This window comes from Paenibacillus sp. GP183 (assembly GCF_900104695.1).
Taxonomy (GTDB): Bacteria; Bacillota; Bacilli; order Paenibacillales; family NBRC-103111; genus Paenibacillus_AI.
Genome location: NZ_FNSW01000002.1, coordinates 260,296 through 277,907 on the forward strand (window position 1 = coordinate 260,296; position 17,612 = coordinate 277,907).

General features: G+C 45.7%; 11 protein-coding genes. 4 read left to right on the top strand and 7 right to left on the bottom strand.

All coding sequences use genetic code 11. The annotated features are described in order from the left end of the window. The first annotated feature begins 84 nt into the window (after positions 1–84). The 4 genes from BLV33_RS27945 (at position 85) to BLV33_RS27960 (ending at position 10,691) form a co-directional block, all read left to right on the top strand. On the top strand, positions 85–6,621 hold the full coding sequence (locus BLV33_RS27945; RefSeq protein ID WP_090799630.1) for a glycoside hydrolase family 78 protein: 6,537 nt from the start codon (positions 85–87) through the stop codon (positions 6,619–6,621). 562 nt (positions 6,622–7,183) lie between these two features. Continuing rightward, complete coding sequence (locus tag BLV33_RS27950; protein WP_090799631.1) at positions 7,184–7,522, top strand: PadR family transcriptional regulator; 339 nt, start codon at positions 7,184–7,186, stop codon at positions 7,520–7,522. Then, positions 7,519–8,838: an FtsW/RodA/SpoVE family cell cycle protein gene (locus BLV33_RS27955; protein ID WP_090799633.1), complete on the top strand. Its 1,320-nt coding sequence runs from the start codon at positions 7,519–7,521 to the stop codon at positions 8,836–8,838. The genes BLV33_RS27950 and BLV33_RS27955 overlap by 4 nt, the downstream gene beginning before the upstream one ends. Positions 8,839–9,242: 404 nt before the next feature. Beyond that, entirely contained in the window at positions 9,243–10,691 is a 1,449-nt protein-coding gene (locus BLV33_RS27960; protein WP_139305861.1) for a hypothetical protein, read from the top strand. A 284-nt stretch (positions 10,692–10,975) separates the two neighbouring features. On the opposite strand, the gene BLV33_RS27965 is transcribed toward BLV33_RS27960, so the two are convergent. The 7 genes from BLV33_RS27965 to BLV33_RS27995 all read right to left on the bottom strand — a co-directional run bounded on the left by BLV33_RS27965 (position 10,976) and on the right by BLV33_RS27995 (position 17,428). Then, the gene (locus BLV33_RS27965) at positions 10,976–12,694 is read right to left on the bottom strand and encodes a recombinase family protein (protein WP_171909412.1); all 1,719 of its coding nucleotides are present in this window, start codon (positions 12,692–12,694) and stop codon (positions 10,976–10,978) included. Between the two features lie 16 nt (positions 12,695–12,710). Then, positions 12,711–12,998 carry a hypothetical protein gene (locus tag BLV33_RS27970; protein WP_090799637.1) on the bottom strand — a complete coding sequence of 96 codons (288 nt, stop codon included), beginning with the start codon at positions 12,996–12,998 and terminating at the stop codon, positions 12,711–12,713. 155 nt (positions 12,999–13,153) lie between these two features. Beyond that, on the bottom strand, positions 13,154–15,004 hold the full coding sequence (locus BLV33_RS27975) for a DNA primase family protein (RefSeq protein WP_090799638.1): 1,851 nt from the start codon (positions 15,002–15,004) through the stop codon (positions 13,154–13,156). A gap of 219 nt (positions 15,005–15,223) precedes the next feature. Continuing rightward, positions 15,224–15,841 (bottom strand): EcsC family protein, encoded by a 618-nt coding sequence (locus BLV33_RS27980; RefSeq protein WP_090799640.1) that lies wholly within the window; start codon positions 15,839–15,841, stop codon positions 15,224–15,226. Between the two features lie 416 nt (positions 15,842–16,257). Then, complete coding sequence (locus BLV33_RS27985; protein WP_090799641.1) at positions 16,258–16,518, bottom strand: hypothetical protein; 261 nt, start codon at positions 16,516–16,518, stop codon at positions 16,258–16,260. Beyond that, entirely contained in the window at positions 16,509–17,054 is a 546-nt protein-coding gene (locus tag BLV33_RS27990; protein WP_090799642.1) for a hypothetical protein, read from the bottom strand. Before BLV33_RS27990 ends, BLV33_RS27985 begins: the two co-directional genes overlap by 10 nt. Then, complete coding sequence (locus tag BLV33_RS27995; protein ID WP_090799644.1) at positions 17,024–17,428, bottom strand: hypothetical protein; 405 nt, start codon at positions 17,426–17,428, stop codon at positions 17,024–17,026. The genes BLV33_RS27990 and BLV33_RS27995 overlap by 31 nt, the downstream gene beginning before the upstream one ends. Between the last annotated feature and the right edge of the window lie 184 nt (positions 17,429–17,612).

Sequence of the window (17,612 nt, forward strand, 5' to 3'; positions counted from 1 at the left end):
ATTCTTTATCACAAAGTCGGGTCAATCTAAAATTGACCCGACTTTACATCAGTAGCAATTCTATATCGTAAAGGGGGGGGAGTCATGAAAAAGAGGGTCATAGCTCTTGGTTTGGCTGCTTTAATGATTATAAGCATTTTCTTTATGAATAATACGAGAGTTAGTGCAATGGATAAGGGGGCAGTTTCGTATTCCACTTCAACAAGCACAGTTTTACTTAGCGATGGATTTTATAGTTCAAGTGCATCCTTAACTCCTTCCCCATCCAAGGTAGATATAGGTGTAAATCCTGCTACGATTCAAAAAGTTGTCATTGAGGATATCACAACGGGGGTACAAATCGGCGCCCCTTTGACACTAAGCAGCGGATCGATTTATAGTTTACCTGCAATAACAGGCCAAGCGAAAGCCGTAAATGTTCGCGGGCTTACTTCTTACAGTGGCTATTTTAAATGGCTAAGGAACGCTCGAAGCAATACTTGGACGTTTGATGATGATAATGCCGTCACCCATCATAGCACTGATGCAGCGCCGCCAAACGATTCATACAATTATTATACAATTCCTTCCCAATCCTATGTTTGGGGTGCTGATCCCAATGATAACGTTTTTCACGTAATCACTCATCCGAGCGGATTTGCTGTGAGTGGGGGAACAGTTCCAATTGAAGCAACCAACGTGACTTTGACACATGCAGGATTTGAACTTGGTTCAGAACCGGCTCCTAACTTACAAATCAAGGCTACTTCTTTTGTGAATGGATATGATGCAAAAATAGAGTTTACTGAAACTTTTAATTATTCAATTACACGCTTAGGGATGTTTGGAAATTATGTTGATCCATCAGCTATATGGTATCAATATAACAACAAGGTACATGTTGATTACGAAGCAACGACATACTATTATCCGAGCAATTGGCATATCGTCGCCTATGTTAATACTCTCACACCAACGCCTACACCATCACCTGTGATTCTCGGTGATTTTCAAGTAAATCCATCAACCATAAATTATAGAGATAGTTTCACATTGCACCCTTTAGCATTTACGATCCCCGCTGGATGTACATACACTGATCATTACTACAAGATTGAGCGCGGCGGCATTAGTGTTCAAACTTCAAAATTAACAGCTCAGACACAAGATACTACTTACACCTATAGTTCTTATCCTTCCGTTATCGCGGTAGGCACACATAATATATCACTAATGATTGATACCTCCTGCGGTTCATCTGGATGGATTGGACCCAAGACACTCACGGTAAATGGTCCAACAAGTAACCGTCCACCTGACTTTATATTAGGATGGGTCTATCCGGGAACCAAAACACCCGTAACCCAAGTGGTGCAAGGTACCAAACTGGATCTTGTTTACATTGATGATCCAACTGTTCCTACGCCAATAGATCCTGACGGAGATCCCATTTTTTTTGATGGATTTAACTTTAGCAACTCCGATGCCTGGACAAAGACTATCCCTACAAAATCAGGAGTTGGCCTATACACAGACGGTTATCACAGTATTACGATGGATGGCCTGGGCAATCATTCAGCAAGTGCTTCTTTCCATGACATATTTGGGGCCTCGGCTACCAAATCTACCTCTGTAAATGTCATTCCACCTAACCCGGTACCCGTATGTAAGGCTCCGGTATTTGTGAAGGAGAATCGTCCCATTGCAGCTGGTGCGATCAATGCGGATAGCAGCTATAGTCCTTTGAATCGTACTATCGATCACACCAAAGATGTGTGGGTCAACAAATTATCTAGTTATATTAATGGAACGTCTTCCGATATCACTGTACAAGCCACATTGCAAAAAATTACAGACAGTGCGGGACTCGATTCACTCGGTTCCAGCACATGTAATATTATCGTGCATCCGGATCTGCCTCCAGTGGGGAGTTTGGCCGTACCGCCACTTGGCATTAGAGGGCAGTCCTATGATATCTTTAACCAATTTACTAGCCCTGATGGTGACACCCTCGTATCTATTCAATACAAATATAAATACGATGCGTACAATAATGGTTTCAGTGATGATGCTTGGACATCCTTACCTGGAGACCTAACCAAAGCCGTTTTCACGCCAACCAAAGTAGGTAAGTATTTATTTTATGCAATGGTCTGCGAGGATTATGGAAAATGTGGGGATACATCGACCCAAAGCCAAGCGACTCTCACTTTAGATATAACCAATTTACCTCCGGAGGTTTCTTTTAAGGTAGAAGGGAATAACCCACTACCCAATGTAAATGTTCCTACTTTATATACAGCAGATGTGATGATCAATAACTGGAACCTCTATCAAGTGAATAAAAATATCCATGAAAGCAAAATGGCTTGGTACAAAAACAGTTTAGGGGCGTTAGCTGTTGGTTTAGGAAAAGGCATGGAATCACAGAATAAATGGAGTTATACCTATTGCCCAGGTCAAACCTGTTATCCTGCGGGTGGTTTCTTGTGGGCGAATAATAATGGTTTTGGGAATAACAGGATATCAGCTTGGAGGGCTATGCAATCCGTACAAATTAATTCTCCCATTTTGATACCGATGGGTGGTTACTATGGAGATCAGAGAATATTGGACCCTGCAGCTCCATACTCAAAACTTATTCCTGCCATGTATTCATCTATGATGTTTTCGAATAAAAAGTATTTATTTTTTGATCAAAGCGACCCTATTTATTGTAACGGTGGTAGTTATTCATACGTATGCGGTGCTAATAAATACATTTATGCAATGAACAAAAGTAAAGTGCCTAGATACCAGTACAATATTGCTGTGGATGCTTATAACAATGCTACATTAACTCACCAATGGTTAGATCCGAATCCGTATGATTTCATTCTTGGTCCTGGAACATCATATAGACCTTCATCGCAAGGGTACAGTGTACAAGGTTATAGCGACTTTACGATGCGATACCCAACGGGTATGGTTCCTGGTGCTATTGAGACTTACATAAATCAAGATTTTAAGTTTAGTGATTCAAACATAGCAAGGATAACTTCATGGTATCATCCTACTGCTGCGGTTAATTCTTGTGATAACAGTGGTTATTGTAATTACCAGTATACTAATAGTTACTATGTTTACGATATCAATGTTTATGATTCAACCAGTGGAGCAAATATAAAAAACTTTCAGATCGCACCTAACACTGATCCTGTTCTCGCAGGTTACACTTTACCTTCATTTGAGTTGAAAGGCGATAAATTCATTGCTTCATTGAAGGCATATAACTTTAGTCGATGGGATTATAGTTGTTGGTGTAGTACACCTATGTCGGGTCCAGCTAAAACCATAGAATATGATTTTAATGGGAATATTTTATCGCAATACAACCCAACTGCTCCTGCGGGTCTGAGTCCTTTTTGGGAAACGATAAGTGCTAGATATCAGAATTGGATGACGGGTGTTTGGTATTCTTCCGCACCAGCCGCCTATATATGTACTCCTAATTTGCTAGGTGATCGTAAATATGACGGTGAAGGCAATAGTTACCAATACATGAGAAATAACTGTGTTCTTCCATCTTCTACCTCAGGCACAGGTATCAATGGGTTCGATAATCCCACAAGCTCTGCGGGAGCCAATCTTGTGAAGTTCGACAAGAATGGAGCTGTTGTTTGGGTGAAGAGATTACGTGGAAATGACGCTTATGCCAACCCTTATTATTATCAAAGAAATGTGGAAAGCGGACAATTTCTCTTCGTGCTGAATCCTTATACTCGGCAAATCATCGTGAAAACTTTGAATACAGCTACGCCTCCGGGTTCTTTTTATGCGTGGTCTCAAGAGTATGATGATATGGTCAACATGGATACCGGGGCTGTTGTTCCATCGCCTTTAGGTATCGCAACTGAAACTAGTTCACCATCTGTAAATCCAAACACGGGGGCATTTGAGGTAACGACATGCTCCTATACGATAGAAGGTTTGTGTTCAGGGAATACAGCCCCAACAAGTGGTAATTTAATGAGATTGGGCAGCAACTCATGGGTACAAGATGTTGATTATTTAGGAAATTGGCAATATAGTGAGTATTTTGGTGACGGTTTAATGTTGAGTATGTATGAATTACGTAATAATTATAGTGCTCCTGGCTATTCTGCGAGTGGACAGTTACGAGGATCAGGGCTGATGTGGATAACAAAGGGACCACCTACCACAAGTCCAATCGTGCGAAATGCTTTCAAACTCGGGCAATTTATTTCGCTGCAACCTTGGGACAATGCAGAGATAACTTTTACGATGCAGATGAATGATGATACGGATGTAACCAATCTTGCGGGGATGTCTTTTAGAATGCAAGATGCAGAAAATCGATATGCGGTTGAAACGAATGGAACCACTTTGTATTTAAGCAAGTACGTAGGAAGTGCTAGAACTGTTTTAAGTCAGATACCTTGGACTTTTGTAAGTAAAAGCTCCTATGATTTTAAAATCCGAACACTTGGAACTAAGATAGAGGTATCACTGAATAAGGCCCCGGTGTTCTCAGTTGTAGACTCGCATTATGCTTCTGGAAAGCTTGGACCGTTTACGCAGAAGTCTTTCGTATCCTTTGGTTCCTTGCTTGTGAAAAATGTGCAGGATCTTAGTGTTTTTGTAGGCGGCTATGCAATTTGGGATCAAGGGTCGGCTACGGCTTCAGTTCGTTACTCAAACATTTTATTTACAGATCCCGAGAATGATCCTATGTCGAATACGTTTCAATGGAGCTATACACACATACCCAAATTCATCAATAATCAGGGTATTTCGGCGTTAGTTGGCCAAACATTTTCTTCTAGCCAGCTGCAATTCGATAAAGTTGGAGAGTATACGGTTTCGTTGAGGGCACAGGATGATCCCTATCCGGATATAGCCTTTAAGTATCCCAGCATGGTATTCGATGCTTATCGCAAATGGTCCAATACCTTTCAATCCAAATTGATCGTTCATCGCAGACCGATTGCAGTATTCACTTTAGCAGCTGATGCAAGCGGAGTGATCACCTGGACAGATACAAGCTATGATCCGGATCGTTATGACAATTTAACGGGAGCATACTCAACAGAAAATACAGGATTAAACTACCAGGCCACACGCGGGGTTTTCGATTGGCAATATTATTACATTACGCCAAGCGGTGTCACGGTAAATTCAAAGCTTACACGACCACAAGAAATGGGTACGTATATAGTTGGTATGCAGGTCAAGGACGAATATGGTGCGTGGAGTGATTTTGCCACACAGAGCTTTACTACAGCGAGATTGGCTCCACCTAATCAACCACCTGCTGCTGCTGTAACTAATCCAAATGGAACTCTAGCTTCTCCAACCATAATGAGTACAATTAGGCCAAATATAACGTGGAGTCAAACCGATCCGGATGTTGGAGCCATATTCAAGCAATATCAAGTACAAATATCCAATGAATCGGGTAGTATCGTGTTGGATTCGGGGATACAAAACCAAAATACAACTTCAACGACTGCAAATTGGACAGTAAATATGGATTTGTTACCAGGTCAAAAGCTGCAAGTACGGGTAAGAGTCAATGATGGGATGGATTGGTCCAATTGGTCAGCACCGACATGGATGCTCATCAATAGCCCGCCTACAGCAACAATGACCGTTCCAGGAGGAACACAAGCGGCACCAACGATATTTTCCTCTCTGCGGCCAACGATGCAATGGAGCCAAACCGATCCGGATGCAGGGACGATATTCAAAGCCTTTCAAATCCAGATCACAAACGAAGCGAATAATGTTATGATTCTCGATTCGGGGCAATTAGCTCAAAATACAACATCCACGGCCGGCAGCTGGACGGTTACCAGCAACCTTCCTGTAGGGCAAAAGCTAAGAGTATGGGTAAGGGTCAATGATGGCAATGTATGGTCCAGTTATTCTGCTCAAACATGGATGTTCATCAATCGAGCGCCTTTAGCAGACTTTGATTGGTCGCCTAAACCGGCTTATGATGGTGATACGTTAACGATGAAGAATCAATCGAGTGATCCGGATGGTGATGTGCTGACGCATCAATGGACGGTTACCGCTCCAAGTGGAGGAACCATTGTTTCATCTGGTCTCAATATATCGTTATCTCCAGCAGAAGTTGGTACGTACAAAGTTACACTTCAAGAATCGGATCCTTATGGAGGCACAAATTCAGTAATCAAAAATGTGATTGTCCTTCCTTTAGGTGTCATTGGAAGTGTTACCCATACCGCGGATTGGGAACATAATCGTCAGTTATTTAATATAGAGAAAAGCGGCGATGCCAATACTCCTTGGAGTATAAATCAGTTTTTAATTGGTGAACGGTTTATGCTCGATGGAACAATAACGACAATTATATCACCAAGCACAGTTTCTGCAATAAATGTTAAGGTCACATTTGAACAAACGGGAGATGTTACTTGGTTAACACCAGATACCAGTAAAACAAGATGGACTGGTGACCTATGGAATGTTACCTATAATGATCTGACTCCTGGAACAGCTACTTTTAAATTTACTGCGACATTCTCAAATGGAGCTGTAAAAACGGATATAGTGCCAGTCGAAATTCTGAAACAAAGCGTTCGTGATTTTTGGTTACTCAAGCGTGACAAATAATAAATAGGGGGGAGCAGCATTCCGAAAGGGGTACTGCTCCAACTTATTTTTAGACGAGTTTATATCTAAGCGCTACAATTTAAGAAAATGGAAGCGGGTATAGCGGGTATGGATCGTTTACACTGTGATAATGTCATTCATTGCCGTTTGTCGCGGCTGCGATCATCGTACGGAGAAGGCCATAGAGGATTATGGATTGATGAACTACAAGGCGCTAGAAGCCAAAATGATGCCGGCTCGCTCATAAAAATACAATCGGAACTTTATTGTTTAGCCAGACAATCCCTTTTCGAATCCTTGTCCCTGCAAACCACAACTGTTTTCTGTTGGAAAGGGGTTCGGTACCCATAGTTCAAACTAATATCATTAATAGTGTCATTACCGTCATTTGCGTCATGGGACGCTTTGACGGTACTGACACTTTTTTGTTGTTACGGTTAGATCCATTATCTAATATACTACCCATAATATTGGACAAAATTAGGAAATTACTGTATTCTAATACCTAGAATACATATGCATAGTTATTCAAGGTATTATGTGGAGAGAGGAGGATAAAAGGATGAAGACCATTTTTCCAAAAGAAATGCTAAAAGGTAGTACTGGCACCTTGGTGCTTACGCTACTAGAGCGTCAAGATCTGTACGGTTATGAGTTAATCAAGGACCTAGAACGTCGTTCTGATGGGGTATTCGCACTTAAAGAAGGGACCTTATACCCGATCCTGCACGCAATGGAGGCGGAACGGTGGGTGGAGTCCTATTGGTCGCAAGTCGAAGGGCGTAAACGTAAATATTACCGCCTCACGGAGATAGGGAGAGGACAGTTAACTGAGAAGAAGGCGGAGTGGACACTATTCCGAAATGCAGTCGATAGCGTTCTTGGGGAGGGAAACACATGATTCGGGATCATGAAGCGATCCGCCGATACTTGGATGAAGTATGCTCCCGTATCCGTGCTTTAGAAGCACACCGGGAGATCAGGCATGAGTTGGAGAATCACCTGGAAGAGCTCGTGTTGGAACAGGAAGAAGAAGGGATCGGACGAGACGAAGCAGTACTCTGGGCCATCTGCCAGATGGGTAATCCTGCAGAAGTGGGAGATGGACTGCATTCGGTGCATCGTCCACGGATGCATTGGGGACTGTTTGTAGGTGTAATGGTGTTCGTGATTCTCGGGATTTTTGCGATGTATGCTGTAGAAGAAGTAACAGGACACAATATATTAAATCCACAGTATTTTAAGTTGAAAATATGGTCCGTTAGCATCGGTATGCTTTTTATGGGTATCCTCTATTTTTTTAATTATCTCAAGATAAGATCTTATTCCTATGGCCTATACTTTGTCATTATCTTAGGCATGTTGTTTACCAAGCTGTTCGGGACTCAAGTGAATGGGACAAGTTATTTACATCTTCCCTTGTTCTCACTTGACTGGTTTGGCATTAGTCCCTATTTGTTCATGGTTGCAGCTCCTGGCATGATAATGAGTTGGGAGAATAATAAGCGGTTCTGGCTGTTAACAACCACAGCATTCTTGATCATCCCCATGGTCCTTTTTCTATCGTTTTCTTCGCTTGGTAATTTCATGCTATATATGGCTGGTTATCTTCTTTTACTCCGGTTCATTTCGAGAAGTTGGCGGGGAACATTGTTTCAGGGAATAACTATGTGTTTATTTACATTGCTAGGAATACTGCAGAGGCATTATCAAATGGAGAGACTAACCGCTTTCTTAAACCCCAATAAAGATCCACAAGGGGCAGGTTATTTGTATCATGCGTTGGAAGCAGGTATTCGTTCGGCAGGTTGGCGGGGCCGTGGGTTAGGGGAGGAAATGCCACAGTCGATTCCAGATATTCCGACCAACAATATCTTAGTCTTCTTGATCTATAGATACGGCTGGTGGATCGGAATTCTCATTTTAATCGGCATAGTGTACTTTGTTGGACGTCTTCTTCAATCGAATCGAGTTGTGAGGGAGCCCTACGGTCGACTTCTTGGGGCGGCGGTGGCGGGTATGCTAACCTTCCAGATGGTATACAGTTTGCTCATGCCATTTGGTTTAGCACCTCTCGTGGGTATTCCTTTTCCTTTCCTGAGTTACGGAGGTAGTCATCTATTTATAGAAATGGCAGTAATGGGTCTGGTACTAGGAATCTATCGTAGAAAGGACCTAGTGAGGAGTAGTGGGGATAGGCAATCTCAAAGACCTTAGTCTTCAATGAAAATACGGCCGATGGGTGTATGTGCTACCAGGAAGGATTTTGAGAACGCTAAAGCCGCAAACAGTTTTGGATTGTTAGTTCTAAATTAAGCTACCTTACCAAACATCCTAAGCATCACGCGGTGGCTAATTGTGGTTTTGCACAACCACGGCTCGCTCCATACTCTATCAACATTACTTCTTACTCCCATAGGTCTTGTTTCAGTTAGAGATGCGTCTACTTTGGAATCATCTAAAAAGAAGAGGGACACAACCATGTTAAAAAAATATGGTAAAATTGTTTTTTGAATGGGAAATTGTTCTAATTTTCTTCCAGCTATGTTATAATCATGGTGGGCGAAGGACGCATATTTACAGGCGTCCTTCTCCTTTTTTTTGTTACGGAAGGGGATTAAATGATGAGACATACCATTATCATAGGAACTGGAAATGAACAACTGGATGATCTAATAAAAACGGATTTAGAAGAAAAAGGTGTGGGAACGGTTGTCGCAAAAGTATCGACACGTAATAATATCATCAAGCGCTTTATGGAAACTGAAGCGAGTATGTTATTTATCGGTGAAGACCTCGTTGGAGAAGCGGGTACCGATGAAGAATGGGAGAATATAATTGATGAGTTGCGGCGGGTTAGCCTGCAGATTCGGATCATCTATTTGTGCCATAGACCTGCAGAAGATATATTTCTAACAAAGCTTACTACTTATTCCGTACATGATATTTTTAATGATGGCCAGCTGCCTCCATCATATGTGGAACAATTAAGTAAGGCCCCAGCTTATAAGAATATCGAAAAGTTCAGGGGTAATATTGCTAGTGTTGCTCAGCAATTTATTGAAAAATCGCGAGAGCAGCGGGCAGAGGAAATCATAAGTCAGGGGAAAAAGCCGAAACAACCAAAGGAACTGAAGGAAAAGCGCGTTATTGAAGTTCGCGAGAGAATGGTAGAGGTGCCAGTTTACGAAAAACTCTATATTCAACCGCAACTCATAGTGCTTGCATCTGCATTTTCCGGAGCAGGATCTTCCATTGTCGGTCGTATGCTTGCTGAGTACCTACAGAGTTTTGGTTTGCAGGTAGGTATTGTTGAATCACCTTTTGCATCCTATTCATGGTATGAGCTGATCCATGCTTCGAAACTGATTAGGGAAAACAAAAAAGATTTGCACGAGTGGCGTAGCTGGCACCGCCAAATTGCTGAAGAGGAAACCGTTGGACTAGATACCGAGCTCAAGTCTAATGGCGTTGGATATATAATCAAGGAGCGGGAAGATAATTTGAAATCGTGGGACTTGATGAAAACCGCGGATTTAGTAGGCTTTTCCCGGCATTACCCCATTTTGTTTTATGACATGAGTACAGGCATCTCCGATGAGCGGGAGAAGATTATTCTCCGGCAAGCGAATAAAGTGATACTAGTGAGTGGATACGACCCGCTTCGAGTCAACCGTGAACACAAGGAGTACAAGGATGTCTTATCAGGTATTGTAAAGGACAAGCTAATCGTCCTGGCTAACAAATCATCATCATGGCTTCATAAGGAACATAATGATGGTTTAAGATCAGCGTATGGGGTAAATCACATTTATTCTCTACCGGTTATTCCATCTATACCCGATGTTTATATGAGTGGGGAGTCGTTTTGGGAGAGTTCTTTCATCAAGAATGATGTGAGGGATCAAGTGAAATCCGTATTGGACGAAGTTGCTGGTGAACTGATCACTCCAGAGTTGCTTCGAAAGTTGGCGCACAAAGAGAAACGTGGACTTTTGAATAAGTTAACGGGTGGCTTAAGAAAGGAAAGAGCGCAGCAGCCTAGTGAGATGGACGATAGTCCTGCTTAATGGCTTTCAATAAAACCTGACGGATCCGCTGTAATTGATTGTTTATAGTGAAAATAAAGATATAGACTGCTAAGTTGTGACGGAAACGTTAGTGGAGGAGCTTGCCTTACGGCAGCTCCTTTTCTTGTTCATTAAAGTAACTGGGCAGATTAGTTTAAAGTGATACGCTGAACCGTACCACAAGTAACGGCAAGTTTTTTGGAATCGGACGCGCATGAGGCGTGAAAAGGTCTTTGTGTGGCATCGGTTTGCCTTCGGCCACTCTGCCGGAAAAGACTGCTTTTTTAGGCTTCAGCGTTCTGAGAACGGCTCAAATGACACATGGAGTACTTGGAGGGGAGCTTTTGCTTGTGAAAAGCAAAAGCCCCCTCTACCGTTTTGGTAGAAGGGGCTAAGCCTAAAAAACACTTTTTCACATGCTCGTCAAACTCCAGTTCGATGCCCTCGAACTTTTGACCCTTCTGTACGAAAATCTGTTTGACGATCGTTTGCAGCAGGGTCTTTTGTGTTTCCGCTGGCGAAGATTCGAGCAGTTCGTGAAACTTGCCTAGCACGCGGCGGACTTGCTGGAGCGGGATGGGTTCCGAGACGTTCTCTTCCAGCTGCTGCTGCACTTCGGACTTGCGCCGCGAGAGCACGTCATGCTTTGCCTTCAACTCATTCAGCCTGCCAAGAAGAAACTCGTTATCGACCGCGTCGCTCTCGTACAGTTTGAAGTACTTGTTTCGTTGGGCTTCAATCGTTTTGAGTTCCTTGTCGATGGCTTCGACCTCTTTTTGGAGTGGCGCTAAGCTCTTGATTCTGTTTTTGTTAATCTTGGTAACGATCTCTTCCAGCACTTTCGGCCTTTGGACGACTTCTGAAATCCTGTCGACAACGAAGTTTTCGGCGGTCTCCGCCTTGACTGAGTTTGAACCGCAAACTCGTCGGCCCTTGTTACGGAAATTGCTGCAAACGTAGTACCGCCTGACGATCGTGCTTCCGTCTTTTAACTTGTCCCTAGTCCTGTGGGCGACGAGCGTTGCGCCGCACTGGGGGCATCTCATCAGTCCTGTCAAAAGGTACGTCCCGTCGAACACTCTCGGCGGCGAAAACGACTTCTTGGAGAACAGCGCCTGCACCGCTTCCCACAGGTCTTGGGAAATGATCGGTTCGTGGTCTCCGTCTGCAATGATTGGGTGAGGGTTCGTACCGCTTCTCCGCTTTTCGCTCCAGTTTTCGCGCACGTTGTAGCGAATCTTCCCAACGTAGACGGGGTTGTTGATGATCGTTTTGATGGAGACAGCGCTAAAATCTTTGCCGGGCTTGGTCTTGTATCCCTCGTGGTTAAGCTGGTTGGCGATGCTCCGAAGACCTTGCCCGCTGGCGTACATCCCGAAAATCTTTCGAACCAGTTCCGCCTCAATGGGGTTTATCTTCAGCACTGACTCTTTGCCTCGCAGGGTCGGAACTTCTACCACGTCGTACCCGAGGACGGTTCCGCCGTTCCACTTCCCTTGTCGCGCCCGTTGCTTCATCCCCATCTTCACGTTCTCGACTATCGTTTTGCGTTGGTACTCGGCCAGCGCCCCGAACATGCTAATGGTTAGGTAGCCGTCGGACGTCTGTGTGTTGAAGTTCGGCTCACTGTAGCTCCTGAACTTCACGCTGTACTGGTCGAATTTCTTGACCATCGTGAGCACATCGAGCAGGTTCCTTGAAAGTCTATCGAGCCTCCAGACCTGTACCTCCTGAATGTTACCCGTCTCGATCTCCCGCAGCAGTTGCTGGAGGGCGGGGCGTTTGTCAACGTTCTTCCCAGAGAAGCCTGCGTCGACAAACTCGCGGTACACGACCTTATGCTCCGATTTGCAGAACGTTCGAAGGGTTTGCAACTGAGCTTCGACACTGTATCCCAGTTCGGCTTGTTCAGCGGTACTGACTCGCGCGTAAATGGCGACTTGGACAGGCTGCAATGTCTCAGGGGATGTATCTAGGTCAAGTAGCTTCATTTTACGGGTCATGGAAACCATCCTTTCTTTATGCTATCCGTTTGAACTCTTTTGTCCCAAGCAGATTTGCTGTCAGTTCCGCGTCCGCCTGTTCCTCTTCTTCCAGTTCAATCCTGGCGTTGATCCACTGAATGAGCCGATTGTCGACGACTGCTGCTTTTTTCCGCTTTGAAGTGGTGGAGAGGTAGTTTGTGACCATCGCCGCCAAAATGTCGATCATCGTTTCGAAGTTGCTGGTAGCTGCTGCTTGCACGCTGGCACGACCTTTCAGAAAATTTTGGGGAGGGTGGAAGGCGGCATCCTTCCAAAGTGCCACCCTTCAGCCCTTTGTTGCGGGACATGGAGTTGCACCCGCCCCTTTGCCGCCCTGAGCCGCACTGTCAAGAGAACGAGAAAGTGCGGCAAGTGCAACTACAGTGTGATTCGTTTTCACCTCCAGCCCTTGAGCCGTTTGGCTAGGGCGGAAGTACGTCAAAAGTTGCCTTTGTGGACGGCGATGAGGTTGAAGTTTTCAAAACACTGCACTTTGTACTCGAACTCGGCAGAGTTGTCTTCTTCGAGTTGCTCGTTCCACGCTCTAGGGGAGAGTCCCTTCGGCAAACCGTTCAGAAGAAAGTTGATGTCCGACTGAATCGATTCGTTATCGTAGGATTCGTCTAAGAAATCATCGTTGAGTTCGTCATCGAAGAGATCGACCAGGCTGCTTACTCCTACGGCGTGAAATTCCAGTCCGGGGAAGTAGCGCCAGCCGTTGCTTTGCTTTTCTTCTGGCACAGGAAGTCCAGCATCGAGCAGTGCCGTCTTGAACGCTGTCCAAAACAATTTGCGGTTCTGACCTTTGGCTTTGGAACAGAAATCCGTTTCTCCGTTCCTTTTGGCCCAGAGTTCAAACTGTTCGAACAGTTCGTTCTTTCCAAGCCGTTGGTCAGGAGAACCAGTCGTTATGTGTTGGTTAACAAAAAGTATGACAGGGTTTTGCTCTTCCTTGTACTCGGCTACCGCTTTGTCCACCGCCGCTGCATTGGAGAACGTGAAGCTTTGCTCGCGAAGCCGCTTCAAGCCTTCCATCGCGAAGTTGAAAATTCCGGGCAGTTCGGCAAGAAGTTTCTCTGACAGCGACGTGTCCGCATCTCCGCGAAAAGTACGCTTGAAAGGAATGATCTTAACCCTTCTGTAGAAACCGTGCGACTTGTCGCGAGCAGGCGGCAAAGCATTGAGGCCGAACATCAGCTTGCAGGTAGGCTTGTAGCTGAAACCTTTTTCATGCTTGTTTTCTACCCGAATCGTGTCACCAGCAGCCAGAAGTTTGATGTATTCGGTATTGAGCCCTTTTTCACTGAATTCGTTTTCCGACGAAACATTCAAAAGTTTTCCGACAAGTTCAGCGCGGGCAAAGGACTGGGACAAATCGTTCATCGGAACGTGTGACACGTTGGCTTTGCCGCACAAGTGCTCTGCGACTTCGATCAACGTAGACTTGCCGTTGGAGCCGCTACCTACAAGGATGAACATCTTATGTGCGCGTGTCACAGCCGAACAGCAGTAGCCCAGCATTTCTTGAACAACGTGAATGGTTTCGCCATCGTTGAGGAAGACTTCTTTCAGGAACTTTTCGAACAACGGGCATTCAGCCTCGGGGTCGTAGACAATCGGGTTTTGAATGCTGGAGTAGAGTTCCTTCCGATGCTCTTCCAGCAGAAAGTTCTCGGTGTTGAAAATGCCATTGGACAAGTTGATGCATTGCTTGTTCATGTCGAATTCCTCGACTTTTTCAGCGGCACGCGAGAGTCCCCAAACGATGCTGCTTTCCCAGTTCGGGTTACAAACGTTTTCTTGGATTTCTTCAATTGTGTCGAAGAGAAAGCGTTGCAGGTCGTCATCCTGAAACGGCTGCCACACGCCGTCTTTGAAGAAGAAAAAGCGTCGAGGTGGCGCTACGACAATGGAGCAGTCGCTCAAAAGGTGCTTGGCGAAGCGTACGCCGTGAACCTCTCTAAGTCCCTTGCAAGGGTCGACTACGAACCCTTGTGCTTCTAGCTCTTCGATTCTCTCTTTTGAGAAAATCGCTTCGCCTACGGGTTCGCTGTTCCCCGCCTTTTGTTTTTCCTGCTGCTGTTTCAGTGCATTTTCTAGGCTCCTTGGAGAAACCTTGGCATCTGTCAGCAGGCCTCGAAGCCTTTCGAAATCGGCGATGCTCTCCGACTTTGCAGCCAACAGCACTTCCAGCACAGGCTGCTCAAAAGGTGCGCCGTAGTTACCATCTTTGTACTTCTCGACCGCCTGGCTGACGATCTCTGCGTTGCTTTCATTTGCTTCTAACATCTGGCCCACTTCCTTTTTTTAGAGAGTAGCTTTATTCTACCAAGAAGGGGAAGTTACGTCTTTTCAGGAATTGACCGTTTTTAGCCGTTTCTGTTTTACTTGAAAAGCGTTTGGAATCGAAATTCGATCTCAAAAAGGTTACCAGATTTATGGTATTTGCCAAAAACCAAAGTAAAACCAAGTTTCTTGTTGAATTGCTCTGTCTTTCTTGCAAATCATTCAATGTAGGAAAATAGCCTTTGCTGCCTTCCCGATTACTTGGGTACTTACAGCATCAAATGCAGCGCTGGCGAAGCTTCCGAAAAGCGGGACGGCCTTAGTCATGTTTACTGCAGCAGATTGTCCAACCTTGGCAAGCAGTTTGACTCCAACGGCAGCGTTAACCTGTTTGAGTGCCTCGCGGGACAATTGGGAAAGCATTCGTTGGGTAAGTTTTGCACCAAGCTTCAGCCCAGCCTTTGTTAGAATGTCCTTTGCTCCGTTTCCGCACAAGCAGGCGAACGACAGCACCTTGACCTCGTCGCAGTTGACGTCGTACCCGCCCATGCAGGCGATCGAAGCGACTAGGCGGAGCTGGATGCAGAGCGAGCTTAGGATGCTGGCTGGAACACTGAAAGGCAGGGTGGGGAGGCCGCCCAAGCCAGTCAGAAAGCCGGAAGCGGCGCTTTTCGTAGTTTGCCATAGAATCAGGGAATTGACCTTTTCTTCAAGCGTTCCTGATCTACGCAGGTACTCGTCGGCAAGCTCTTTAGCGGACTTTGTTTTTGGGAAACCGTAAACGGCCTTCTTGTAGGCCCAGTTTAGCAGCTTTTCGGTTGTTTGTTGGTCGAGGTTCATTCCATTCTCCTTTTGTTTTTTGGGAGTGTGTTGCTGGACGCGTTAGCTCGTTCGAGCCGCCCTGCCACCCTGTTGCTCAAACTCCTTGTCACTCAAGGGCTTCCAGCTGAGGTGGTGCCGCCCTGCACCCGCCCTTTGCCGCACTTTTACACGGAAGAGAAAAGGGCAGCACAGGGCGGCACAAGGGCAGTGGAAGTTCCTTGAGCCGACTGAAAAAACGGGCAGGGCGGCTGTTTGAAGGAAAACTTTCGGATGGATTGAAACAAACGGTGAAGTTGAAAAGAGTCTCTAGGCTCCTAGCACCCACACTCTGTTTTGCTGAAAGGGCAGCTCAGGGCAGCGGAAGGACGGCTGAAAGCCTTGTGGCGCTTGGAAAGGGCGGGAGGGCGGCACGTTTCGGGGTTAGCAGGCGGGGGTCAGGTGCACTTTTTCATTTTGCGGGCAAGGCTGTTCTTTTCCAGCCTGAGGTCTAGCAGTTCGGACTGCAGCCGCTGGTCGATGGCGTGGATGGTTTTGAGGATTTCCTTCACAGTGGTTTGGTCGGGTTCCCGTTCGCTTCTGTAAAACGTGTCTAACATCGCGTTTTTTGCCAGTTCGCAGACTTCCAGCTGTTGGATGGCGCGGTCTTCCTCCTCGACGAGCTTCTCGTACTTTTCGTGCGCTTCGGTCAAAGCCATGTTTCGTCCTCCTCTTTGGTCTGGACTTGTTCTCTTCGTCTTGCTGGTGCGGGGTAGACCTCGTCGTGTCCGTTCAGGACAAGTCGTTGTTCTTTGGTCAGGAAAGGGTCTTTGAACTCGACGTGAAACGGCTCACCCAGTTCCTTCACCCAAAGGGTAGCGTTGACAACTTCTCCGCCGTGAAAAAGAGGGGCATTCCCGAAGCTTTCGTCTTCCCAAACAAAATCCGTCGACTGTTGCTGCTCGTCGACGGCGAGGAAAAAGTCGGAGCCGTCAACGTACGGATTCGTTCCTGTTTGAGCGTCAGTGGTTCGCAGGACAACGCGGACGCGGTGCGTCGGCTTTTGGTTAGACGGTGGGTACGGGAGGTCCTTTTCAAGAAGATCGGAGCAAGGTTCCGACACGACAAGCATGACCCAAACGTTCGTCCCGTTGCTGTCGGTGGTGACGTTTCCGTTCCTATCGAACGTTTCTTTCAGCTTCTGGAGAACCAGTTCGTTTGCCGTCAACGTCTTTCCGTTTGGTCTTTCAGCCATTGTTCCACCTCCTCGTCGTGTGCTCCGGCCTGCGTGAAGAACGTCATCAGGTAGTCGTTGTCGTACAGCACCGCGACTTTGTACATTTGGAGTCCTTCGCCTACGTTGAACAGTTCGACGTACTCGGGGTAACTGCCCAGCAGTCCGTTGCCTTCGCGATCGAGCCCTACGTTGCTGAGGTCGCGGACGTTGTCTCCCACTTCGAGAACGACGATGTAGCCATGCCTGCCCAAGCGAAATTCGCTCTCCGCTTCGTCCTCCAGTTCAACCCTTAGTTGGTTGAAGTAGTACTCGATCTGATTGAGGAATGACGCCGGAAGTGCTCTGGCGTTGCGCAGTACATCAAAGTCCTGCTGTGCCTTGATGATCCTCATTGTTACATCCCTCCTGAAAATGAAAATGACCCCTCGAAAAAGGGGTCTTGGTACTTGGTCACTATCATGATATATGTCTAAAAAGTTTTTTGAAGCTGTATTGAGCGAGCGGGCAGGTTAGCGACGCAACTAGAGAACATGATTTCGTTGAAATGGGGGCGTGAACCCAACGTCTTTAAGCTGG